The organism is Shewanella khirikhana (assembly GCF_003957745.1).
GTDB classification, from domain to species: domain Bacteria; phylum Pseudomonadota; class Gammaproteobacteria; order Enterobacterales; family Shewanellaceae; genus Shewanella; species Shewanella khirikhana.
In genome coordinates, this window is the sequence record NZ_CP020373.1 from 4,385,018 (window position 1) to 4,409,436 (window position 24,419).

A 24,419-nucleotide genomic window follows, 5' to 3' on the forward strand; every position below is an offset into this window, starting at 1 on the left:
CGATGGGTCTGTAGCTCAGGTGGTTAGAGCGTTCGCCTGATAAGCGAGAGGTCGGTAGTTCGAGTCTACTCAGACCCACCAATCTCATTGATGCTTCGTTGGAAACGTCGTCGTTTACACCAGTAAACGTCCTCCGCTTCCGCCTCGCCTGAATGAGATTTATCAATACGTATTTGTTTCAGACTGCATATTGCAGAAACGGGGCTATAGCTCAGCTGGGAGAGCGCCTGCTTTGCACGCAGGAGGTCTGCGGTTCGATCCCGCATAGCTCCACCACTATTCAATATGTGAGTCTCAGGACGTAAGTCCCAAGGATAGAGACGCCAAAGATAAGTGATGAATTTATCTTTGGCTTTTTTAAGCCCGCTCTTTAACAATTTGGAAAGCTGATAGTAGAAACTGAACTTCGGTTCAGTGAATACAAAAATTGAGTTCTCAAACACTTCAATCAAGTGTTTTGGAAATTCTTCAAGGCGAGTTCAGTAAAATGAACTATCGAAAACCAGCTGGTTGCAATACGGCACGGTGAGGAAACTCATCCGGGTTGTATGGTTAAGCGACTAAGCGTATACGGTGGATGCCTTGGCAGTCAGAGGCGATGAAGGACGTAGTAACTTGCGAAAAGCGTTGGTGAGGTAGTAACAACCGTTATAGCCAGCGATGTCCGAATGGGGAAACCCGGCACCATAAGGTGTCATCACTAAGTGAATACATAGCTTAGTGAGGCGAACGAGGGGAACTGAAACATCTAAGTACCCTCAGGAAAAGAAATCAACCGAGATTCCCTCAGTAGCGGCGAGCGAACGGGGATTAGCCCTTAAGTCTTCGGGGTGTTAGTGGAATGCGTTGGAAAGCGCAACGGTACAGGGTGACAGTCCCGTACACGACAACTAACCGATGATGAAATCGAGTAAGGCGGCACACGTGATATGTTGTCTGAACATGGGGGGACCATCCTCCAAGGCTAAATACTCCTGACTGACCGATAGTGAACCAGTACCGTGAGGGAAAGGCGAAAAGAACCCCTGTGAGGGGAGTGAAATAGAACCTGAAACCGTATACGTACAAGCAGTGGGAGCGGTTCTTGAGACCGTGACTGCGTACCTTTTGTATAATGGGTCAGCGACTTACGTTTTGTAGCGAGGTTAAGCGAATAGCGGAGCCGTAGGGAAACCGAGTGTTAACTGCGCGTTTAGTTGCAAGGCGTAGACCCGAAACCCGGTGATCTAGCCATGGGCAGGTTGAAGGTTGAGTAACATCAACTGGAGGACCGAACCGACTAATGTTGAAAAATTAGCGGATGACTTGTGGCTGGGGGTGAAAGGCCAATCAAACCGGGAGATATCTGGTTCTCCTCGAAAGCTATTTAGGTAGCGCCTCGGACGAACACCTTTGGGGGTAGAGCACTGTTAAGGCTAGGGGGTCATCCCGACTTACCAACCCTTTGCAAACTCCGAATACCAAAGAGTGCTATCCGGGAGACAGACGGCGGGTGCTAACGTCCGTCGTCAAAAGGGAAACAACCCAGACCGTCAGCTAAGGTCCCAAAGTAATTGCTAAGTGGGAAACGATGTGGGAAGGCTTAGACAGCTAGGATGTTGGCTTAGAAGCAGCCATCATTTAAAGAAAGCGTAATAGCTCACTAGTCGAGTCGGCCTGCGCGGAAGATGTAACGGGGCTAAGCAATTCACCGAAGCTACGGGTGTACACGATAACGTGTACGCGGTAGAGGAGCGTTCTGTAAGCCGTTGAAGGTGAAGGGGTAACCCACACTGGAGGTATCAGAAGTGCGAATGCTGACATGAGTAACGATAAAGGGGGTGAAAAACCCCCTCGCCGAAAGACCAAGGGTTCCTGTCCAACGTTAATCGGGGCAGGGTGAGTCGACCCCTAAGGCGAGGCCGAAAGGCGTAGTCGATGGGAAACGGGTTAATATTCCCGTACTTCTGCTAACTGCGATGGAGAGACGGAGAAGGCTAGGCCAGCACGGCGTTGGTTGTCCGTGTTTAAGGTGGTAGGTAGTGTGCTTAGGCAAATCCGGGCACATATATACCGAGAGCTGATGACGAGGTGCTACGGCACTGAAGTGGTTGATGCCATGCTTCCAGGAAAATCTTCTAAGCTTCAGGTTAGCAGGAATCGTACCCCAAACCGACACAGGTGGTCGGGTAGAGAATACCAAGGCGCTTGAGAGAACTCGGCTGAAGGAACTAGGCAAAATGGTACCGTAACTTCGGGAGAAGGTACGCTGCTGGCGGTGATGGGACTTGCTCCTTAAGCTGCTGGCAGTCGCAGATACCAGGTGGCTGCAACTGTTTATCAAAAACACAGCACTGTGCAAACTCGCAAGAGGAAGTATACGGTGTGACGCCTGCCCGGTGCCGGAAGGTTAATTGATTGGGTTATCGCAAGAGAAGCTCATGATCGAAGCCCCGGTAAACGGCGGCCGTAACTATAACGGTCCTAAGGTAGCGAAATTCCTTGTCGGGTAAGTTCCGACCTGCACGAATGGCGTAATGATGGCCACGCTGTCTCCAGCCGAGACTCAGTGAAGTTGAAATTGCGGTGAAGATGCCGTATACCCGCGGCTAGACGGAAAGACCCCGTGAACCTTTACTATAGCTTGGCACTGAACATTGACCCTACATGTGTAGGATAGGTGGGAGACTTTGAAGCGGGAACGCCAGTTCTCGTGGAGTCAATCTTGAAATACCACCCTTGTAGTGTTGGTGTTCTAACCTCGGTCCGTGGATCCGGACTAGGGACAGTGCCTGGTGGGTAGTTTGACTGGGGCGGTCTCCTCCCAAAGAGTAACGGAGGAGCACGAAGGTTGGCTAAACACGGTCGGACATCGTGTGGTTAGTGTAATGGCACAAGCCAGCTTAACTGCGAGACAGACACGTCGAGCAGGTACGAAAGTAGGTCATAGTGATCCGGTGGTTCTGTATGGAAGGGCCATCGCTCAACGGATAAAAGGTACTCCGGGGATAACAGGCTGATACCGCCCAAGAGTTCATATCGACGGCGGTGTTTGGCACCTCGATGTCGGCTCATCACATCCTGGGGCTGAAGTCGGTCCCAAGGGTATGGCTGTTCGCCATTTAAAGTGGTACGCGAGCTGGGTTCAGAACGTCGTGAGACAGTTCGGTCCCTATCTGCCGTGGGCGTTGGAAGATTGAGGGGGGTTGCTCCTAGTACGAGAGGACCGGAGTGAACGAACCGCTGGTGTTCGGGTTGTCATGCCAATGGCATTGCCCGGTAGCTACGTTCGGAATCGATAACCGCTGAAAGCATCTAAGCGGGAAGCGAGCCCCAAGATGAGTCTTCCCTTGGACCTTGAGTCCACTGAAGAGCCGTCCGAGACCAGGACGTTGATAGGCAGGGTGTGTAAGCGTTGTGAGGCGTTGAGCTAACCTGTACTAATGACTCGTGCGGCTTAACCATACAACCCAGATGGGTTTCAGATGGTGTAGATAGTCTTGAAGAAACCAGACTTGATTGAAGTGATAACTCAATAGCACAGAATACCGGTCGCTTAGCTCAGCCGGGAGAGCACCTCCCTTACAAGGAGGGGGTCACTGGTTCGATCCCAGTAGCGACCACCATATTTACTGCAAAGCAGCTTTCCGAATTGCATGTTCTTGCCAAAAAGCGAGGGCATAACGAATTTGCTTGGTGACAATAGCGCTCTGGTCCCACCTGATCCCATTCCGAACTCAGTAGTGAAACGGAGCAGCGCCGATGGTAGTGTGGGGTCTCCCCATGTGAGAGTAGGTCATTGCCAAGCGCCTATTTCTGGTTTCCACTTTGAAAAGTGAAAACAAACAGTGTTGAAGAGGCCACCCAAACGGGTGGCCTTTTTGCGTTTAAACCTTTCACAACTGCGACATTTACACGCAATCAACGAGATTCCTTGTGGGATTGGCAGTTTCTGTCTGTCGCTAATGCGCTGAATGCCACCCTTGGTTACAATGGCTTTTTATTCGTGGCGGAAAGCGGTATGCCTGTTTCTCTCAAGTCCTATAATACCTTTGGTATCGATCATCAGTGTGCTGAGCTTATTGAGGTCACCGATGCCGCTGAGTTGCCAGCGCTTATTCATGAGCTGGATGCGCGCGGTCAGTCATTCTTTGTTCTCGGTGGCGGCAGCAATGTGGTGCTGACATCGGACATAGATACCACTGTGCTCAAGATGGCAAATAAGGGAATAGAGGTCCTTGAGGATGAGTCTGCCTGGCATTTAAGTGTGGCTGCCGGCGAAAACTGGCATGAGCTGGTGAGCTGGACTCTTGAAAAGCAGATGCCGGGACTTGAGAACCTGGCGCTTATTCCAGGCACTGTTGGCGCAGCCCCTATTCAGAACATAGGCGCCTATGGTGTTGAGCTGATGGATGTCTGTGAGTGGGTTGAGTACCTGTCGCTGCCAGAGTGCGTGACTGTCAGGCTGACGGCCGCCGAGTGCCAGTTTGGCTACCGAGATTCCATCTTTAAACAGCAGCTTAACGGTAAAGCTATTATTACCCGGGTCGGCTTTAAGTTGCCTAAGTTGTGGCAGCCCAAACTGAATTATGGCCCGCTGGCTGAGTTTGGCATGGATACAGTGACGCCGAAGATGATCTTCGAGCGGGTGATAGCCGTGCGCTCAGAGAAGCTTCCCGATCCTGCCAGGCTGGGGAATGCCGGTAGCTTTTTTAAGAATCCTATTGTGGATGCCGCAACCTTTGCGAGCATAGTAAAGCAGTATCCCGATGCTGTGGCTTACGCCCTGGAAGATGGCCGGATGAAACTGGCCGCTGGCTGGCTGATTGATAAAGCGGGCTTGAAAGGCTTTCGATTGGGCGAGGCGGGCGTGCATGATAAACAGGCGCTGGTGCTGGTTAACTTTGGAAATGCCAGCGGCAAAGATATCCTTAAACTCGCCAAACATGTTATCGATGAGGTGCATACTCGCTTTGGGGTGCAACTTGAAGCTGAGCCCAATGTGGTGGGCCGATTTTCACTCTTAAACGATTAACCCAGACAGGGAGCTGCAAATGGAACAGTGGCAACGCAAGCGCGATATTATCGCCATGCTGTCAACCCAGGAGTTTGTGTCAGGCGAAGCGCTGGCCGAGCGGCTCGGTATTTCCCGTGCGGCTATCAGCAAGCATATCGATGTACTTGAGACCCTTGGACTCAGTATCTTCAGTGTGAAAGGCCGTGGATATAAGCTGGCCACGCCCGTTTCTTTAATTGATGAGACGGCACTCAAACAGGGGATTGAGCGGCGCTGCTTCTATTTTGATGACATCCCCAGCACCAATGCCTTTATGTTGTCCCATTCGGATGAGCTGGAAAGCGGCGATGTGTGTATTGCCGAGCATCAGTCTGCGGGTCGTGGCCGTCGGGGACGCAAGTGGGTGTCACCCTATGGCAGCCATCTGTATTTCTCATTGTTCTGGCGTTTAACCGATGGCATGAGCAAGGCGATGGGGCTGAGCCTCGTTGTCGGCTGCTCCCTTGCCAGGGTACTGGCTGATCTCGGGGTAGATAATATTGGCCTTAAATGGCCGAATGATGTGTACCTCGATGGCCGTAAACTTGCCGGTATCCTGGTGGAGATGAAAGGCCAGGCCGACAGCAATTGTGAGCTTATCATAGGTATTGGGGTGAACATGGCCATGCCGGATGCACAGGGTGAGGCGATCGATCAGCCATGGGCTGATTTGCAGGGCGTTGCCATGCCGGACAAGACCGAATTTGCGATAAAGCTGCAACGTCAGCTACAGGCAGATTTAACCCTGTTTGAACGCGAAGGGTTACGAGCCTTTGTGACTCGCTGGCAGCAAGCGGATCTCTTTATTGGTAAGCAGGTTAACTTACTGATGGCCGACAAAGTGGAGAGCGGGATTTGCCGCGGAATTGATAGTCAGGGGGCTTTACTGCTGGACATTGACGGTGAACTGAAAAGCTTTATCGGCGGGGAAATCAGCCTGCGACCCGCCTGATAGAAACTCGCGACAGTCAAGAAAGACAATGCCGACTGGGATGCAGATCGTTGTTATCTGCACCAAGGTCGGCATTTTTCTATATTGAGCTATGTGTGAACAGAGCTTACTTACGCAGCAGTACCCGATTCATCAGGTGATCTTCGCCCTTTTGCAGGATCAGATGGGCGCGCTCGCGGGTGGGCTGAATGTTCATCCGCAGGTTAGGGCCGTTAATACTGTCCCAGATCTGCGCCGCAATTTCCCGCGCTGAGTCATCATCGAGACTGGCGTAGTGACGGAAGTAAGAGTTCTCATCGGCGAAGGCGCCGCTTCTGAACTGCAGGAAACGCTCGATATACCAGTCCTTCAGTAATGACTCATCGGCATCTACATAAATAGAGAAGTCGACGAAATCCGAGACGAACGGACGACGGATATCCACTGGCGAATCCAGCCCGGTCTGCAGTACGTTCAGGCCTTCGAGGATCAGAATGTCCGGCTTTTCGATGATTTGACGGGTGTCCGGCAGGCGGTCATAAATAATGTGAGAATACAGCGGCGCTTCAACCTGTTCCTGACCCGACTTCACCGATGAAACGAAATCAATCAGCATCTTGGTGTCGTAGCTTTCCGGGAAGCCTTTGCGTTGCAGCAGTCCCTTACGCTTAAGTTCGGTCAGTGGATACAGAAAACCGTCGGTGGTTACCAGATCAACCTTGGGATGTTCGGGCCACTGTTTCAGCAGTGCCTGAAGAATACGGGCGGTGGTACTTTTGCCCACGGCCACACTGCCGGCGATACTGATGATATAAGGGCTGCCTGACTGATGATTACCCAGGAATTTATTCAACACCACACCGCGCTGCTGACGGGCGCCCACAATCAGGTTAAGCAGACGGCTCAGCGGCAGGTATATGTCGGTCACTTCAGACAGGGAAATACGTTCATTAATACCACGCAGACGAGCCAAATCGGCCTCTGCCAACGTCAGCGGAACTGAGTTCCTGAGTTCTGCCCAGCGCTCCCGATCGAAATCGAGATAGAGCGCCTGCTGCGCCTGGTTATTAATCATTCAATTTCCTCGCCTTAGGCTGCGCACAGTACAACAGCTATGGCCCATTAACAATAGTTCAACGGCAATTGTCGGCCAGTGGAAGCAATTTGTTGTAATCTGCATCGGAGCCCGTGCAAAAAAGCGTCGCTTGGCACTTTTTTTGGCTGAAATTCGATTTTTCTATTGCAACCCAAGCCACATTTACCTAATATCCGCTACCGAAATGAAGCGCCGGCATAGCTCAGTTGGTAGAGCAACTGACTTGTAATCAGTAGGTCCCGAGTTCGACTCTTGGTGCCGGCACCATTTTGATTGGAGGGGTTCCCGAGTGGCCAAAGGGATCAGACTGTAAATCTGACGGCTCCGCCTTCGAAGGTTCGAATCCTTCTCCCTCCACCATTTTCTAGGTACTAGGTGGCCTACAGTTAGGTTGCGCGGGCATCGTATAATGGTATTACTCCAGCCTTCCAAGCTGATAACGCGGGTTCGATTCCCGCTGCCCGCTCCAAAAAATTAAGAGATGCTGATATAGCTCAGTCGGTAGAGCGCATCCTTGGTAAGGATGAGGTCGGCAGTTCGATTCTGCCTATCAGCACCAGCCTCTCTTAACATGCCGCCTTTTATCTAAACGAACGGTTCGATGTCATTGAATGACATCGGATTTTTTCTGTATGTGCAGGTTTTCATCACCAAGAATCTTGGACTGAGGCAATACCATGGCTAAAGCTAAATTTGAACGTAACAAGCCCCACGTAAACGTGGGTACCATCGGTCACGTTGACCATGGTAAAACCACTCTGACTGCTGCTATCTCTCACGTGCTGACCAAGACTTTCGGCGGTGAGGCTCGCGACTTTTCTCAGATCGATAACGCTCCAGAAGAGCGTGAGCGCGGTATTACCATCAATACCTCTCACATCGAGTACGATACTGCAACTCGTCACTACGCTCACGTTGACTGCCCAGGTCACGCTGACTACGTGAAAAACATGATCACCGGTGCTGCCCAGATGGACGGCGCTATCCTGGTAGTAGCTGCGACTGACGGCCCAATGCCACAGACTCGTGAGCACATCCTGCTGTCTCGTCAGGTAGGTGTACCTTTCATCATCGTGTTCATGAACAAGTGTGACATGGTAGATGACGAAGAGCTGCTGGAACTGGTAGAGATGGAAGTTCGTGAACTGCTGTCTGAATACGACTTCCCAGGTGATGACCTGCCAGTAATTCAGGGTTCTGCTCTGAAAGCACTGGAAGGTGACCCAGCTTGGGAATCTAAGATCCTTGAGCTGGCTGAAGCCCTAGATACTTACATCCCTGAGCCAGAGCGTGCTATCGACAAGCCGTTCCTGATGCCAATCGAAGACGTATTCTCAATCTCTGGCCGTGGTACTGTAGTAACCGGTCGTGTAGAGCGCGGTATCGTTAAAGTTGGTGAAGAAGTAGAAATCGTTGGTATCAAAGATACCACCAAGACTACTTGTACTGGCGTAGAAATGTTCCGTAAGCTGCTGGACGAAGGTCGTGCCGGTGAGAACTGCGGTATCCTGCTGCGTGGTACCAAGCGTGATGAAGTTGAGCGTGGTCAGGTTCTGTCCAAGCCAGGCACCATCAAGCCACACACCAAGTTCGAATCAGAAGTATACGTACTGTCTAAAGAAGAAGGTGGTCGTCACACTCCATTCTTCAAAGGCTACCGTCCACAGTTCTACTTCCGTACAACTGACGTGACCGGTACCATCGAACTGCCAGAAGGCGTAGAGATGGTAATGCCAGGCGACAACATCAAGATGGTTGTCACCCTGATTTGCCCAATCGCGATGGACGAAGGCCTGCGCTTCGCTATCCGTGAAGGCGGCCGCACTGTAGGTGCTGGTGTAGTAGCCAAGATCCACGAGTAATCTCGTAGACTTGGAAAAAGGCGACCTTAGGGTCGCCTTTTGCTTTTTCCGGCATTTGTGGCCTAACTCGGCGCCTAAGTGGCTGAACTGGCCTTGCTATGCAAGCTGAATAAGAATACAATCTATGGCCGATTTTTGAGCCCCGAAACCGCACTGCGGCTATCCTTGGGGGCGAATTCGGATAGGCGGATCCCAACAGGGGATACCTAGCTCAGGCCGTAGTGAGTAACGGAATTAACCGATGACGACAAATACTGAAAACCAGGGCAGCTCCCTGGATATCGTGAAGTGGGGCGTAGCCATCCTGCTGCTGGCTGCGGCCGTAGTGGGTAACCAGATGTATAGCGAGGCCAGCGTGGTCGTGCGTGCTCTGGGTGTAATTGTGGCGTTTGCCATCGCCGGTTTTGTGGCTCTGCAAACCGAAAAGGGTAAGCAGGCGCTGGCGTTTGCCCGTGAATCTCACATCGAAGTGAAAAAAGTGGTGTGGCCTACCCGTCAGGAAGCCCTGAACACCACCTTCATCGTGCTGGCTGCGACCGGTGTTTTGGCCCTGATCCTTTGGGGTTTGGACGCGCTGCTGCTGAGAATCGTCAATCTGATCACCGGTGTATAACTCGATGACTGAAGCTAAAGAAGCAAAGAAAAGATGGTATGTGGTACAGGCTTTCTCTGGTTATGAGGGGCGTGTAGCCAAGTCTCTGGTCGAGCATATCAAGATGCACGGCATGGAAGAGTACTTCGGTGAAGTACTGGTTCCAACTGAAGAAGTGGTTGAAATGCGTGCCGGTCAGCGTCGCAAGAGCGAGCGCAAATTCTTCCCCGGTTACGTACTGGTGCAAATGGAAATGAACGATGATTCCTGGCACCTGGTGAAAAGCATTCCACGTGTGATGGGCTTTATCGGCGGTACCTCAGACCGTCCTGCGCCTATCACTGACCGTGAAGCCGAAGCCATCCTACGTCGTCTGCAGGAAACCACTGAGTCTCCGACTCACCGCGTCATGTACGAGCCAGGTGAAGTGGTTCGTGTGGTTGACGGTCCATTTGCCGATTTCAACGGTACTGTGGAAGAGGTCGATTATGACAAGAACCGCGTGAAGGTCTCTGTTATGATCTTCGGCCGCTCGACTCCGGTAGAGCTGGACTTCAATCAGGTTGAGAAGTCCTGATTAAATAAAGTACAAAATCCGTTTGGCAACGGGTGCGGGTTTCTATATAATCCGCACCCGTTGTTTTCGGGGAGCTGAACCGCATGTTGCGGGTTGGCGTTAGAACCCAAATAGAGGAAATGTCACAATGGCAAAGAAAATTGAAGCTTACATCAAGCTGCAAGTTGCAGCTGGTGCCGCTAACCCATCTCCACCAGTTGGTCCAGCTCTGGGTCAAAAAGGTGTGAACATCATGGAATTCTGTAAGGCCTTTAACGCTCGTACTGAAAAGTTCGAGAAAGGCATGCCGATTCCAGTAGTGATCACTGTTTACAACGATCGCTCTTTCACTTTCGAGACCAAAACTCCTCCAGCATCATTCCTGCTGAAGAAAGCTGCTGGTCTGAAGTCAGGTTCTAGCCGTCCTAACACCCAGAAAGTGGGTACTATCAAGCGCGCTCAGGTTCAGGAAATCGCTGAGACCAAAGCCGCCGATATGACTGGTGCTGACATTGAAGCGATGTCTCGCTCAATCGAAGGTACTGCACGTTCCATGGGCTTGGTAGTAGAGGACTAATACAATGGCAAAGCTGACTAAACGCATGCGCGTAATCCGCGACAAAGTGGATTCAACCAAGGCCTATGACATCAACGAAGCTATCTCTCTGCTGAAAGAACTGGCCACTGCCAAGTTCGTTGAAAGCGTAGACGTAGCCGTTAACCTGGGCGTTGACCCACGTAAATCTGACCAGAACGTTCGTGGCGCTATCGTACTGCCACACGGTACCGGTCGTGACGTGCGCGTTGCCGTGTTCACCCAGGGTGCCAACGCTGAAGCTGCCAAAGAAGCCGGTGCTGAACTGGTAGGTATGGAAGATCTGGCCGAGCAGGTTAAAGCCGGCGAAATGAACTTCGACGTAGTTATTGCTTCTCCAGATGCAATGCGCGTTGTAGGTATGCTGGGTCAAATCCTGGGTCCACGTGGCCTGATGCCTAACCCTAAGACTGGTACTGTAACTCCTAACGTTGCTGAAGCCGTTAAGAATGCCAAGGCCGGTCAGGTTCGCTACCGTAACGACAAGAACGGTATCATCCACACCACCATCGGTAAGGTTGATTTCGATTCTGTTAAGCTGAAAGAAAACCTGGAAGCTCTGCTGGTTGCGCTGAAGAAGCAAAAGCCTGCTGCTGCCAAGGGCCAGTACGTTAAGAAAGTAAGCATTTCCACCACCATGGGTGCCGGTGTTTCTGTTGATCAGGGCACCTTGGAAGCTACTGCTTAATTTTACAAGGGGCGCGCATTAGTCTATAATGCGCGCACTTTTGTGGGTTGAAGCCTGTGTTTTACCTTCGGGTGAGAGCAGGTTTCCGTCCAAGACCGCAGGTGTAACTCATTAGATTTACTTAATTTCCTGCGTAGACGGTGTCAGTCCCAGTTTAGATTTTTTCTGCTGGATACTCTGCACCGTAAGTCACTCACCCTCGGGTGGGTAGGTAAATTCCGGGGTTTCCCCGGGTAGAATCCAGGAGTATAGCCAATGGCATTAAGACTCGAAGACAAAAAAGCGATTGTTGCTGAAGTCAACGAAGCTGCCAAAGGTGCACTGTCTGCAGTTGTAGCCGATTCTCGCGGTGTAACTGTAGGCGCCATGACCGCTCTGCGTAAAGCTGCTCGCGCCAACGCTGTGTACGTAAAAGTTGTACGTAACACTCTGGCTCGTCGTGCAGTTGAAGGTACTGCTTTTGAGTGCCTGAACGAAGTGTTCACTGGCCCAACTTTGATTGCTTTCTCTAACGAGCACCCAGGTGCCGCCGCACGTCTGCTGAAAGACTTCGCGAAAGAGCAAGCTAAATTCGAAGTTAAAGGTGCAGCTTTCGAAGGGAACTTCATCCCTGCAGCTGACATTGATCGTTTGGCAAAACTGCCAACTTACGAAGAAGCACTGGCACAGCTGATGATGACTATGAAGGAAGCATCTGCTGGCAAGTTCGTTCGTACTCTGGCCGCTCTGCGCGATCAAAAGCAAGAAGCCGCTTAATTTTAAGCTGGCCGCTTGAATTAATTGAATTCAGAACATTAGGAAATTTTTGTTATGTCTATCACTAAAGACCAAATCCTTGAAGCCTTTGCAGCTATGTCTGTAATGGAAGTTGTTGAACTGATCGAAGCTATGGAAGAGAAGTTCGGTGTTTCTGCTGCTGCTGCCGTAGTAGCCGGTGGTGCCGGTGAAGCCGCTGCCGCTGAAGAGAAGACCGAGTTCGACGTAGTTATGACCGCTCACGGCGACAACAAGGTAGCTGTTATTAAAGCTATCCGTGGCGCTACCGGTCTGGGCCTGAAAGAAGCCAAAGCTATGGCCGAAGCTGCTCCAGTAGCTGTTAAAGAAGCTGTATCTAAAGAAGAAGCTGAAGCTCTGAAGAAAGAGCTGGAAGAAGCTGGCGCTCAGGTAGAGATCAAGTAAGCTATTCTGTAGCTTACAACATCCGGGAGTGATCCCGGATGGAGGCTGACGGTTTTTTAGCCGTCGGCCTTTTTTGCGCTGTAAGCGCCGGCGATTTTTTTCACCGTTTATCGCCACAGTCTGCAGTCCCTAGCAGTGATTATTGGTTAGGTTCTTGCCTTCAACGGTGATGGGCAAACGTGCTGGATTAACAAAGAGTTAGTTCAGTCTTGGTCACATCTCGCAAGCAAGAGGAAACCCATGGTTTACTCCTATTCTGAAAAGAAGCGTATTCGCAAAGACTTTGGTAAGCGTCCACAGGTGCTGGATATTCCTTACCTGCTGTCGATTCAGTTAGATTCTTTCAAGAAGTTCACCGATCAAGATCCTACCGGTGAGCGCGGTTTGGAAGCCGCCTTCCGCAGCGTTTTCCCCATCAAGAGCTTTTCCGGTAACTCTGAGCTGCAATATGTCAGCTACAAGCTGGGTGAGCCTGTATTTGATGTGAAAGAATGCCAAATCCGTGGCGTTACTTATTCTGCCCCCCTGCGCGTTAAACTGCGCATGGTGCTGTTTGACCGCGAAGCCGCTCCTGGCACGGTTAAAGACATTAAAGAACAAGAAGTCTACATGGGGGATATCCCTCTGATGACTGAAAACGGTACCTTCGTTATTAACGGTACCGAGCGTGTTATCGTATCTCAGCTGCACCGCTCTCCTGGTGTGTTCTTCGACCACGATCGTGGTAAGACTCACTCTTCAGGCAAGGTGCTGTATAACGCGCGTATTATTCCTTACCGTGGTTCATGGCTGGACTTCGAGTTCGATCCGAAAGACGCACTGTTCGTTCGTATCGACCGTCGTCGTAAGCTGCCTGCGACCATCATCCTGCGTGCCCTCGAGTACTCTACCCAAGACATCCTGGATATCTTCTTTGAGCGCGTAGACTTCAGCATCAAGAAAGATTCTCTGGTGATGAAGCTGCTGCCTGAGCGTCTGCGTGGCGAAACCGCCAGCTACGACATCAAAGACTCTGAAGGCACCCTCGTGGTTGAGAAGGGTCGTCGCATCACTGCGCGTCACATCCGCCAGCTGGAAAAAACCAACACCACTGAACTGGAAGTACCGGTTGAGTACATCGTTGGTAAGATTGCCGCTCAGGACTACATCGATCCGGATACCGGCGAAGTACTGCTGACCGCCAACAACGAAGTACGTCTGGAAGATCTGGCTCAGCTGTCGCTGGCCGGCATCAAGGACATCTCCACGCTCTACATCAACGAGCTGGATCACGGTGCCTACATTTCTGACACCCTGCGTATCGATTCCACCACCAACCGCCTCGAGGCGCTGGTTGAAATCTATCGCATGATGCGTCCTGGCGAGCCACCAACCAAGGATGCTGCCGAAGCCCTGTTCCAGAACCTGTTCTTCAGCGAAGAGCGTTATGACCTGTCTAAAGTAGGTCGTATGAAGTTCAACCGTCGTCTGGAAATTGCCGATGACGTGGGCACTGGCGTACTGTCTAACGACGATATCGTTGCGGTGATGAAGAAGATCATCGAAATCCGTAACGGTAACGACGAAGTGGACGATATCGACCACCTGGGTAACCGTCGTATCCGTAGCGTTGGCGAAATGGCCGAAAACCAGTTCCGCGTAGGTCTGGTACGTGTTGAGCGCGCTGTACGTGAACGTCTGTCTCTGGGCGACCTGAACGAGCTGATGCCTCAGGACCTCATCAACGCCAAGCCAATTTCGGCCGCGGTGAAAGAGTTCTTCGGTTCTTCTCAGCTGTCTCAGTTTATGGACCAGAACAACCCGCTGTCTGAAGTAACCCACAAGCGCCGTATTTCGGCCCTGGGTCCAGGCGGTCTGACCCGTGAGCGTGCCGGCTTCGAAGTGCGAGACGTGCACCCAACTCACTACGGTCGTCTGTGTCCAATTGAGACCCCTGAAGGTCCAAACATTGGTCTGATCAACTCGCTGGCTACCTTCGCCCGCACCAACTCTTACGGCTTCCTGGAAACTCCATACCGTAAAGTGGTTGACGGCGTAGTAACCGACGACGTGGAATACCTGTCTGCCATCGAAGAAGGCCGCTATGTGATTGCACAGGCCAACATCGAACTGGACAACGAAGGCCGCATCCTGGAAGAACAGGTTGCCTGTCGTCATAAAGGTGAATCTACCTTTATGCGCGCCTCTGACATCCAGTACATGGACGTATCGCCACAGCAGATCATCTCTGTTGCTGCTTCTTTGATTCCGTTCCTCGAGCACGACGATGCTAACCGCGCACTGATGGGCGCGAACATGCAACGTCAGGCCGTTCCAACCCTGCGCGCTGAAAAGCCGCTGGTAGGTACCGGTATCGAACGCGCACTGGCTGTGGACTCCGGCGTAGTAGTAGCCGCCAAGCGTGGCGGTGTGATCGATTACGTTGATGCCAGCCGCATCGTGGTTAAGGTGAATGAAGATGAGCTGCGCCCAGGCGAAGCCGGTATCGACATCTACAACCTGACCAAGTACACCCGTTCTAACCAGAACACCTGTATCAACCAGCGTCCATGCTGCCAGGTAGGCGATCCTATCGTTCGTGGCGACGTACTGGCTGACGGTCCTTCTACCGACCTTGGTGATCTGGCTCTGGGTCAGAACATGCGCGTGGCGTTCATGCCATGGAACGGTTACAACTTCGAAGACTCCATCCTCATCTCTGAGCGTGTAGTTCAAGACGACCGTTTCACCACTATTCACATTCAGGAACTGTCCTGTATCGCCCGTGACACCAAGCTCGGCAGCGAAGAAATCACCGCTGACATCCCTAACGTGGGTGAGTCTGCGCTGTCTAAGCTGGACGAGTCAGGTATCGTTTACATCGGTGCCGAAGTGAAAGGCGGTGACATTCTGGTTGGTAAGGTAACGCCAAAAGGCGAAACCCAGCTGACCCCTGAAGAGAAACTGCTGCGCGCCATCTTCGGTGAGAAGGCTTCTGACGTTAAGGACAGCTCACTGCGCGTTCCTAACTCAGTAACTGGTACTGTTATCGACGTTCAGGTATTTACCCGTGACGGCGTTGAGAAAGACAAGCGTGCCATCGAAATCGAAGAGATGCACATCGCTCAGGCTCGTAAGGACCTGACCGAAGAGTTCAAGATCCTCGAAGAAGGCGTTCTGAGCCGTGCCCGTGGTCTGCTGCTGGCCGGTGGTTACACCGAAGCTCAGCTGGATGCCATCCCACGCAAGGAACTGCTGACTCAGGTTATCGATGACGAAACCAAGCAGACTGAACTTGAGCAACTGGCTGAACAGCACGAAGAGCTGAAAGCTGACTTCGACAAGAAGTTTGAGCACAAGCGTCGCAAGATCACCCAGGGCGATGACCTGGCTCCAGGCGTACTGAAGATCGTTAAGGTTTACCTGGCGGTTAAGCGTACCATCCAGCCTGGTGACAAGATGGCGGGTCGTCACGGTAACAAGGGTGTGATCTCCAAGATCTGTCCTATCGAAGACATGCCATACGACGAGCAAGGCAACCCAGTGGATATCGTACTGAACCCACTCGGTGTACCTTCTCGTATGAACATCGGTCAGGTACTGGAAGTTCACATGGGTGCCGCAGCCAAGGGTATCGGTAACCGTATTAACGCCATGCTCGAAGAGCAGCGTGAACTGGCCGAACTGCGCGATTACATCAAGCAGGCCTACGAGCTGGGTGAAACCCAACAGAAAGTGGATATCGACTCCTTCACCGATGAAGAAGTTATCCGCCTGGCCAAGCACCTGAAAGACGGTCTGCCAACTGCGACTCCTGCGTTCGACGGCGCCAAAGAGAAAGAGATCAAGCAGATGCTCGAACTCGCCGGCCTGCCGACTTCTGGTCAGCTGAAGCTGTTTGATGGTCGTACCGGCAACGCCTTTGAGCGTGATGTAACCGTGGGTTACATGTACATGCTCAAGCTGAACCACTTGGTAGACGACAAGATGCACGCCCGTTCTACCGGCTCTTACAGTCTGGTTACCCAGCAGCCTCTCGGCGGTAAAGCCCAGTTCGGTGGTCAGCGTTTCGGTGAGATGGAAGTGTGGGCCCTGGAAGCATACGGTGCTGCGTACACCCTCCAGGAAATGCTCACTGTTAAGTCCGATGACGTGAACGGCCGTACTCAGATGTATAAGAACATCGTGGACGGAAACCACCAGATGCAACCTGGTATGCCTGAGTCCTTCAACGTACTGCTGAAGGAGATCCGTTCGCTCGGTATCAACATCGAGCTGGATCAAGAGTAACAGGGCGCCAAACGCGTTTGGCAATTAACACGGTGTCCCGCCCGGCAGGACGGGGCACCTGGTTTAACTCCTTCAGGAGAGAAACGTGAAAGACTTATTAAAGTTTCTGAAACAGCAGGGTAAGACCGAAGAGTTTGAAGGCATCAAGATCGGTCTGGCTTCTCCCGACCTGATCCGTTCATGGTCTTTTGGTGAAGTGAAAAAGCCAGAAACCATCAACTACCGTACCTTCAAGCCTGAGCGCGAAGGTCTGTTCTGTGCCCGCATCTTCGGTCCTGTGAAGGACTACGAGTGTCTGTGTGGTAAGTACAAGCGTCTCAAGCACCGCGGTGTTATCTGTGAGAAGTGTGGCGTTGAAGTCACCCAGACCAAAGTACGTCGTGAGCGTATGGGTCACATCGAACTGGCCAGCCCAGTTGCTCACATCTGGTTCTTGAAATCACTGCCGTCCCGTATCGGTCTGATGCTGGATATGACGCTGCGTGATATCGAGCGCGTACTGTATTTCGAATCTTACGTGGTTATCGAGCCAGGCATGACCAGCCTGGAGCGCGGTCAGATGCTGACCGAAGAAAACTACCTGGATTCTCTGGAAGAGTACGGTGATGAATTCGAAGCCAAGATGGGCGCCGAAGCCGTACTGGATCTGCTGCGTGCCATCGACCTCGAGAAAGAAATCGAGCAGATGCGCGAAGAGCTGCCATCCATCAACTCTGAGACCCGTCGCAAGAAAGTGACCAAGCGTCTGAAGCTGATGGAAGCCTTCTACACTTCTGGCAACAAGCCAGAGTGGATGATCCTGAAAGTGCTGCCAGTTCTGCCACCGGACCTGCGTCCTCTGGTACCACTGGACGGCGGCCGCTTTGCGACTTCCGATCTGAACGATCTGTATCGCCGTGTGATCAACCGTAACAACCGTCTGAAGCGTCTTTTGGATCTGGCTGCGCCAGACATCATCGTACGCAACGAAAAGCGTATGCTGCAGGAATCTGTGGATGCGCTGCTGGACAACGGTCGTCGTGGCCGTGCCATTACCGGTTCTAACAAGCGTCCTCTGAAATCCCTGGCCGACATGATCAAGGGTAAGCAAGGTCGTTTCCGTCAGAACCTGCTCGGTAAGCGTGTTGACTACTCTGGCCGTTCGGTAATTACCGTAGGTCCTACCCTGCGTCTGCATCAGTGCGGTCTGCCAAAGAAAATGGCACTCGAGCTGTTCAAGCCCTTCATCTACGGCAAGCTGGAAGGTCGTGGCCTGGCCACCACCATCAAAGCCGCCAAGAAGATGGTAGAGCGTGAAGTTGCAGAGGTTTGGGACGTACTGGATGAAGTGATCCGCGAACACCCAGTGATGCTCAACCGTGCACCAACACTGCACCGTCTGGGTATTCAGGCGTTCGAACCTGTACTGATTGAAGGTAAGGCAATCCAACTGCACCCACTGGTGTGTGCGGCATACAACGCCGACTTCGACGGTGACCAGATGGCGGTACACGTACCTCTGACTCTGGAAGCTCAGCTGGAAGCCCGTGCGCTGATGATGTCTACCAACAACATCCTGTCGCCAGCTAACGGTGAGCCAATCATCGTTCCTTCTCAGGACGTGGTATTGGGTCTGTACTACATCAGCCGTGAGCGTGTAAACGGTCGCGGTGAAGGCATGGCGTTCGAGTCTGTTGCCGAAGCTGAAAAAGCGTACCGCGTAGGTGCTGCCGAGCTGCACGCCCGCGTGAAAGTACGTATCACCGAAACCATCGTGGGTGACAACGGTGAGCGTACCAAGCAGCGTCGTATCGTTGATACCACTGTTGGTCGTGCCATCCTGTCGCAAATCCTGCCAGCAGGTCTGTCTTTCGACCTGGTGAACCAGGACATGGGCAAGAAGCAGATCTCCAAGTTGCTGAACACCTGTTACCGTCAGCTGGGTCTGAAAGATACCGTTATCTTCGCTGACCAACTGATGTACACCGGTTTCCACTACGCCACCATCTCTGGTGCCTCCGTGGGTATCAACGACATGGTGATCCCAGAAGAGAAGTACACTCTGGTTGCCGACGCCGAAGCCGAAGTTATCGAGATCCAGGAGCAGTTCCAATCTGGTCTGGTAACCGCCGGTGAGCGTTACAACAAGGTGATCGACATCTGGGCAAGCGCCAACGAGAAGGTGTCCAAGGCCATGATGGAAAACCTGTCTACTGAGACAGTGATTAACCGTCAGGGCGAAGAAGAAAAGCAGAAGTCGTTCAACAGCATCTACATGATGGCCGACTCAGGCGCGCGGGGTAGTGCCGCTCAGATCCGTCAGCTGGCGGGTATGCGTGGTCTGATGGCCAAGCCAGACGGCTCCATCATCGAAACGCCCATCGTGGCGAACTTCCGTGAAGGTCTGAACGTACTGCAGTACTTTATCTCTACCCACGGTGCTCGTAAGGGTCTGGCGGATACCGCACTTAAGACTGCGAACTCCGGTTACCTGACTCGTCGTCTGGTGGATGTGGCCCAGGATCTGGTGATCATCGAAGACGACTGCGGTGCGACCGAAGGTCTGTCCATGAAGCCGCTGATCGAAGGCGGTGACGTGGTTGAGCCGCTGCGTGAGCGTGTACTGGGCCGTGTGGTTGCCGAAGACGTGTTCTACCCAGGTACCGACGAAGTGCTGGCACCTCGTAACACTCTGCTGGACGAAGCCTGGTGTGACAAGCTCGAACAGCACAGCGTTGACGAAGTTCAGGTTCGCTCAGTAATTACCTGTGAAACCGACTTTGGTGTGTGTGCCAAGTGTTACGGCCGCGACCTGGCCCGTGGTCACATCATCAACATGGGTGAAGCCATCGGTGTGGTTGCAGCCCAGTCAATCGGTGAACCAGGTACACAGCTGACGATGCGTACGTTCCACATCGGTGGTGCGGCATCTCGAGCGTCTGCCGAAAACAGCGTACAGGTGAAGAACGCCGGTACTCTGAAGTTGCACAACGCCAAGTACGTTACCAACAGCGACGGCAAACTGGTTATCGTGTCTCGTTCTTCTGAGCTGGCCATCATCGATGAGCTGGGTCGTGAGAAAGAGCGCTACAAGGTGCCTTACGGTACCGTGCTTGACACCAAAGAAGGTGCCGAGGTGAATGCCGGCCAGATCATTGCGAACTGGGATCCGCACACTCACCCAATCATCACTGAAGTGGCAGGTAGCATTAAGTTCGTAGACATGATTGACGGTGTAACCATTACCCGTCAGACCGACGAACTGACCGGTCTGTCTTCAATCGTGGTACTGGACGTAGGTCAGCGTACCTCTGCCGGTAAAGAAATGCGTCCAGCAGTTCGTCTGGTAGATGACAACGGCAACGACCTGACTATCCCAGGCACCGACGTGCCAGCGCAGTACTTCCTGCCTGGTAACGCGATTGTGAACCTGGACGACAACGCCAAGATCAGCGTGGGTGACGCCCTGGCTCGTATTCCTCAGGAATCGTCCAAGACCCGCGACATCACCGGTGGTCTGCCACGGGTTGCTGACTTGTTCGAAGCCCGTCGTCCAAAAGAGCCTGCTATTCTGGCCGAAATCAGCGGTACTATCTCCTTCGGTAAAGAAACCAAAGGTAAGCGCCGTCTGGTTATCACCCCGAATGACGGTGGCGATGCTTACGAGGAAATGATTCCTAAGTGGCGTAACCTGAACGTGTTCGAAGGTGAAAAGGTTGAGCGTGGTGAAGTTATCGCCGACGGTCCAGAGTCAGCTCATGACATTCTGCGTCTGCGTGGCATCCACAACGTGGCCAATTACATCGTGAACGAAGTACAGGACGTTTACCGTCTGCAGGGTGTGAAGATCAACGACAAGCACATCGAGGTGATCATTCGCCAGATGCTGCGTAAGTGCATCATCACCCAGGCCGGTGACTCTGAGTTCCTGGAAGGTGAACAGGTAGAAGTGGCTCGCGTGAAGATTGCCAACCGCGATCTGGAAGCTGCCGGTAAGCTGCCAGCCAAGTTCGAACGTGAACTGCTGGGTATTACCAAGGCGTCTCTGGCGACTGAGTCCTTCATCTCTGCTGCCTCGTTCCAGGAAACCACCCGCGTTCTGACCGAAGCGGCTGTTGGCGGCAAGTCCGACAACCTGCGCGGTCTGAAAGAGAACGTGATTGTGGGTCGTCTGATCCCGGCTGGTACCGGTTTCGCTTACCACACCAACCGCGCCAAGGCGCGTGCTGCGGGTGAAGAAACTGCGGCTCCGACCATCACTGCCAGCGAAGCTGAGCAGAACCTGGCGGATCTGCTGAACCTGGCCGGTAGCCAAGAGTAAGTTACTGCTCTGTGAAAAAGGCGCCGAAAGGCGCCTTTTTTGTCGGTAAATCGGTCCATAAGTTGGCTATTTCTTGACAGTTTGCGCCGACCTTTCTAAAATTCCGCGTCCCACTACTGTGGGATTAGATTTTTACACCCTTACGTTGAGCTTTTTCAACTAAACGGAGCAAAACATGGCAACTGTAAACCAGTTGGTACGTAAGCCACGTGCACCAAAAGTCGACAAGACTAATGTGCCTGCACTGGAAGCGTGCCCACAAAAGCGTGGTGTTTGTACTCGTGTGTACACCACCACCCCAAAGAAACCAAACTCTGCACTGCGTAAAGTAGCTCGTGTGCGTTTGACCAACGGTTTTGAAGTTACTTCATATATCGGCGGTGAAGGCCACAACCTGCAGGAGCACAGTGTGATCCTGATCCGTGGCGGTCGTGTTAAAGACCTGCCAGGTGTTCGTTATCACACCATTCGTGGCGCTCTGGACTGTGCTGGCGTTAACGCTCGCCGTCAGGCTCGTTCTAAGTACGGTGCCAAGCGTCCTAAGTCTTAATGGTTATCCGTTAAGTAAGGCCAAGCTTTTTTTTAAAAACTTCCAGTTTTGGAAATACCTGAAGCATACGGAGAATTGTTATGCCAAGACGTCGCGTAGTAGGTCAGCGCAAAATCCTGCCTGATCCAAAGTTCAATAGTGAGTTGCTGGCTAAGTTCATCAACGTCATTATGCAAGACGGTAAGAAATCCGTCGCAGAAAAAATCATTTACAAGGCTCTGGATGTAGTTGCCGAGAAGAAAGGCGAAGACCACCTGGTGGTTCTGGAAGCCGCTCTGGACAACGTTCGTCCTGCCGTGGAAGTTAAGTCCCGCCGTGTTGGTGGTTCTACTTACCAGGTACCTTGTGAAGTCCGTCCAGTACGTCGCAACGCTCTGGCGATGCGCTGGTTGGTTGAAGCTGCTCGTAAGCGTGGTGAAAAATCTATGGCTCTGCGCCTGGCAGGTGAACTGCTGGATGCATCCGACAACAAAGGCACTGCAGTGAAGAAGCGTGAAGACGTTCACCGCATGGCCGAAGCGAACAAAGCGTTCGCTCATTACCGCTGGTAATAAAAATGGCGAGGACTGCCTCGGCAGTCCTCGCCGCTACGGATTTTGCCGGAAGTTATTCCGGTATAGAGGGTTATTATCGTGGCTCGTACAACTCCCATTGAGCGTTACCGTAACATCGGTATCTGTGCTCACGTTGACGCAGGTAAGACGACTACCACCGAACGGGTGCTGTTTTACACTGGCCTGTCTCACAAAATCGGTGAAGTACACGATGGTGCCGCGACCACTGACTGGATGGTTCAGGAGCAGGAACGTGGTATTACCATTACCTCGGCTGCCGTAACCACCTTCTGGCGCGGTATGGACGCCCAGTTCACCGAACACCGCATCAACATCATCGACACCCCTGGACACGTTGACTTCACCATCGAAGTAGAGCGCTCTTTGCGCGTACTTGACGGTGCAGTAGTAGTGTTCTGCGGCGCCTCCGGCGTTGAGCCTCAGTCTGAGACTGTATGGCGTCAGGCCAACAAGTATGGCGTACCGCGCATGGTGTTCGTTAACAAGATGGACCGTGCCGGTGCCGACTTCGATCGCGTATGCAACCAGATCCGTAAGCGTCTGGGTGCTACTTGTGTGCCTATCCAATTGAACATTGGTGCGGAAGAACACTTCAAAGGCGTGATTGACCTTATCAAGATGAAAGCCATCAACTGGAACGAAGCGGACCAGGGGATGACCTTCACCTATGAAGACATTCCTGCGGATTTGGTGGATAAAGCCACCGAAATGCGCGAGTACCTGGTGGAAAGTGCCGCCGAAGCCTCAGAAGAGCTGATGGAAAAGTACCTGGAATCAGGCGAACTGACCGAAGCTGAAATCAAGGCCGCACTGCGTCAGCGTACTATCAACAACGAAATCGTTCTGGCCACCTGTGGCAGCGCCTTTAAGAACAAAGGCGTGCAAGCAGTGCTGGATGCCGTTGTTGAGTATCTGCCGGCTCCAGTCGACGTACCTGCGATTAAGGGTATCGACGATGATGAGAAAGAAGTTGAGCGTCATGCCGACGACAACGCGCCTTTCTCTGCGCTGGCATTCAAGATTGCTACTGACCCATTCGTGGGTACCTTGTGCTTTATCCGCGTTTACTCAGGCGTACTGGAATCCGGTGCCTCTGTGTACAACTCAGTGAAGCAGAAGCGTGAGCGTATCGGTCGTATCGTGCAGATGCACGCCAACGATCGTACTGAGCTCAAAGAAGTGCGTGCCGGTGATATCGCCGCCGCCATCGGTCTGAAAGAAGTGACCACAGGGGATACCCTGTGTGACTCAGACAATAAGGTGATCCTCGAGCGTATGGAGTTCCCAGAGCCCGTGATCACTATTGCCGTGGAGCCACGCTCCAAGGCCGACCAGGACAAGATGGGTATCGCGCTGCAAAAGCTGGCTGCTGAAGATCCGTCTTTCCGGGTAGAAACCGATGCAGAATCAGGTCAGACTCTGATCTCAGGTATGGGTGAACTACACTTGGACATTATCGTTGACCGTATGCGTCGCGAATTTAACGTCGAGTGTAACGTGGGTAAACCTCAGGTTGCCTACCGTGAAACCATCCGTGCCAAAGTCGAAGCCGAAGGTAAGTTCGTACGTCAATCCGGTGGTCGTGGTCAGTTTGGTCACGTCTGGTTGCGTATCGAGCCCAACGAAGAAGGCGCCGGCTATGAATTTGTCAACGAAATCGTGGGTGGTGTGGTTCCCAAGGAATACATCCCTGCCGTTGACAAGGGTATCCAGGAACAGATGAAGAACGGTGTTTTGGCCGGCTTCCCTGTGCTGGACGTGAAGGTCACCCTGTTCGATGGTTCCTACCACGATGTGGACTCGAACGAAATGGCCTTCAAAGTTGCAGGTTCAATGGGCTTCAAAAAGGGCGCACTCGAGGCGAAACCTGTGTTGCTCGAGCCTTGCATGAAGGTAGAAGTAACCACTCCAGAAGATTACATGGGTGACGTAGTAGGTGATCTGAACCGTCGTCGTGGTCTGATTGAAGGTATGGATGATGGCGTCGGTGGCGTTAAGATAGTCCATGCCGTGGTGCCTCTGTCTGAAATGTTTGGTTATGCGACTGATTTGCGCTCTGCAACTCAGGGTCGTGCGTCATACTCCATGGAGTTTTATAAGTACGCCGACGCGCCGCAGAACATTGCAAAGGCAGTTATTGAAGCCCGCAGCTGATGTCCAGCAAGGGTGTAACTGTTAAACTAACTGATAT

General features: G+C 52.4%; 15 protein-coding genes, 7 tRNA genes and 2 rRNA genes. 23 read left to right on the forward strand and 1 reads right to left on the reverse strand.

Annotation, left to right across the window (positions count from 1 at the left end):
* The first annotated feature begins 4 nt into the window (after nucleotides 1–4).
* The 7 genes from STH12_RS19310 (at nucleotide 5) to birA (ending at nucleotide 5,987) form a co-directional block, all read left to right on the forward strand.
* A tRNA-Ile gene (locus tag STH12_RS19310) sits at nucleotides 5–81 on the forward strand.
* Nucleotides 82–200: 119 nt separating this feature from the next.
* A tRNA-Ala gene (locus tag STH12_RS19315) sits at nucleotides 201–276 on the forward strand.
* A gap of 274 nt (nucleotides 277–550) precedes the next feature.
* Nucleotides 551–3,444 (forward strand): 23S ribosomal RNA (locus tag STH12_RS19320).
* 85 nt (nucleotides 3,445–3,529) lie between these two features.
* Nucleotides 3,530–3,605: transfer RNA gene (locus tag STH12_RS19325), tRNA-Val, on the forward strand.
* Nucleotides 3,606–3,671: 66 nt separating this feature from the next.
* A 5S ribosomal RNA gene (gene rrf, locus STH12_RS19330) occupies nucleotides 3,672–3,787 on the forward strand.
* Between the two features lie 213 nt (nucleotides 3,788–4,000).
* Nucleotides 4,001–5,014 carry a UDP-N-acetylmuramate dehydrogenase gene (murB, locus tag STH12_RS19335; RefSeq protein ID WP_126169594.1) on the forward strand — a complete coding sequence of 338 codons (1,014 nt, stop codon included), beginning with the start codon at nucleotides 4,001–4,003 and terminating at the stop codon, nucleotides 5,012–5,014.
* A 19-nt stretch (nucleotides 5,015–5,033) separates the two neighbouring features.
* Nucleotides 5,034–5,987, forward strand: a complete 954-nt coding sequence (birA, locus tag STH12_RS19340; RefSeq protein ID WP_126169068.1) for a bifunctional biotin--[acetyl-CoA-carboxylase] ligase/biotin operon repressor BirA — start codon at nucleotides 5,034–5,036, stop codon at nucleotides 5,985–5,987.
* Nucleotides 5,988–6,093: 106 nt separating this feature from the next.
* On the opposite strand, the gene coaA is transcribed toward birA, so the two are convergent.
* A complete protein-coding gene (coaA, locus tag STH12_RS19345; RefSeq protein ID WP_126169069.1) occupies nucleotides 6,094–7,041 on the reverse strand; it encodes a type I pantothenate kinase in 948 nt (315 codons plus the stop codon).
* A 212-nt stretch (nucleotides 7,042–7,253) separates the two neighbouring features.
* Between coaA and STH12_RS19350 the strand changes: the two genes are divergently transcribed.
* The 16 genes from STH12_RS19350 (at nucleotide 7,254) to fusA (ending at nucleotide 24,382) form a co-directional block, all read left to right on the forward strand.
* Nucleotides 7,254–7,329: transfer RNA gene (locus tag STH12_RS19350), tRNA-Thr, on the forward strand.
* Nucleotides 7,330–7,337: 8 nt separating this feature from the next.
* Nucleotides 7,338–7,422, forward strand: a tRNA-Tyr gene (locus STH12_RS19355).
* 35 nt (nucleotides 7,423–7,457) lie between these two features.
* A tRNA-Gly gene (locus STH12_RS19360) sits at nucleotides 7,458–7,531 on the forward strand.
* Between the two features lie 14 nt (nucleotides 7,532–7,545).
* Nucleotides 7,546–7,621, forward strand: a tRNA-Thr gene (locus STH12_RS19365).
* Nucleotides 7,622–7,739: 118 nt separating this feature from the next.
* Entirely contained in the window at nucleotides 7,740–8,924 is a 1,185-nt protein-coding gene (gene tuf / locus STH12_RS19370) for an elongation factor Tu (RefSeq protein ID WP_126169070.1), read from the forward strand.
* 241 nt (nucleotides 8,925–9,165) lie between these two features.
* Nucleotides 9,166–9,537 (forward strand): preprotein translocase subunit SecE, encoded by a 372-nt coding sequence (secE, locus tag STH12_RS19375; protein WP_126169071.1) that lies wholly within the window; start codon nucleotides 9,166–9,168, stop codon nucleotides 9,535–9,537.
* Between the two features lie 4 nt (nucleotides 9,538–9,541).
* Complete coding sequence (nusG, locus tag STH12_RS19380) at nucleotides 9,542–10,093, forward strand: transcription termination/antitermination protein NusG (RefSeq protein WP_126169072.1); 552 nt, start codon at nucleotides 9,542–9,544, stop codon at nucleotides 10,091–10,093.
* Between the two features lie 127 nt (nucleotides 10,094–10,220).
* Nucleotides 10,221–10,649, forward strand: a complete 429-nt coding sequence (gene rplK, locus STH12_RS19385) for a 50S ribosomal protein L11 (protein ID WP_126169073.1) — start codon at nucleotides 10,221–10,223, stop codon at nucleotides 10,647–10,649.
* Nucleotides 10,650–10,653: 4 nt separating this feature from the next.
* Nucleotides 10,654–11,355 carry a 50S ribosomal protein L1 gene (gene rplA, locus STH12_RS19390; RefSeq protein ID WP_126169074.1) on the forward strand — a complete coding sequence of 234 codons (702 nt, stop codon included), beginning with the start codon at nucleotides 10,654–10,656 and terminating at the stop codon, nucleotides 11,353–11,355.
* 255 nt (nucleotides 11,356–11,610) lie between these two features.
* Nucleotides 11,611–12,111, forward strand: coding sequence for a 50S ribosomal protein L10 (gene rplJ, locus STH12_RS19395; RefSeq protein ID WP_126169075.1), 501 nt, complete (start codon nucleotides 11,611–11,613; stop codon nucleotides 12,109–12,111).
* Nucleotides 12,112–12,165: 54 nt separating this feature from the next.
* Nucleotides 12,166–12,534 (forward strand): 50S ribosomal protein L7/L12, encoded by a 369-nt coding sequence (gene rplL / locus STH12_RS19400; RefSeq protein ID WP_126169076.1) that lies wholly within the window; start codon nucleotides 12,166–12,168, stop codon nucleotides 12,532–12,534.
* Nucleotides 12,535–12,774: 240 nt separating this feature from the next.
* On the forward strand, nucleotides 12,775–16,803 hold the full coding sequence (gene rpoB / locus STH12_RS19405) for a DNA-directed RNA polymerase subunit beta (protein ID WP_126169077.1): 4,029 nt from the start codon (nucleotides 12,775–12,777) through the stop codon (nucleotides 16,801–16,803).
* Nucleotides 16,804–16,888: 85 nt separating this feature from the next.
* Nucleotides 16,889–21,103 (forward strand): DNA-directed RNA polymerase subunit beta', encoded by a 4,215-nt coding sequence (gene rpoC / locus STH12_RS19410; protein WP_126169078.1) that lies wholly within the window; start codon nucleotides 16,889–16,891, stop codon nucleotides 21,101–21,103.
* Between the two features lie 175 nt (nucleotides 21,104–21,278).
* On the forward strand, nucleotides 21,279–21,653 hold the full coding sequence (rpsL, locus tag STH12_RS19415; protein WP_126169079.1) for a 30S ribosomal protein S12: 375 nt from the start codon (nucleotides 21,279–21,281) through the stop codon (nucleotides 21,651–21,653).
* Between the two features lie 80 nt (nucleotides 21,654–21,733).
* The gene (gene rpsG, locus STH12_RS19420) at nucleotides 21,734–22,204 is read left to right on the forward strand and encodes a 30S ribosomal protein S7 (RefSeq protein ID WP_126169080.1); all 471 of its coding nucleotides are present in this window, start codon (nucleotides 21,734–21,736) and stop codon (nucleotides 22,202–22,204) included.
* A gap of 81 nt (nucleotides 22,205–22,285) precedes the next feature.
* Nucleotides 22,286–24,382 (forward strand): elongation factor G, encoded by a 2,097-nt coding sequence (gene fusA / locus STH12_RS19425; RefSeq protein WP_126169081.1) that lies wholly within the window; start codon nucleotides 22,286–22,288, stop codon nucleotides 24,380–24,382.
* Nucleotides 24,383–24,419 lie beyond the last annotated feature (37 nt).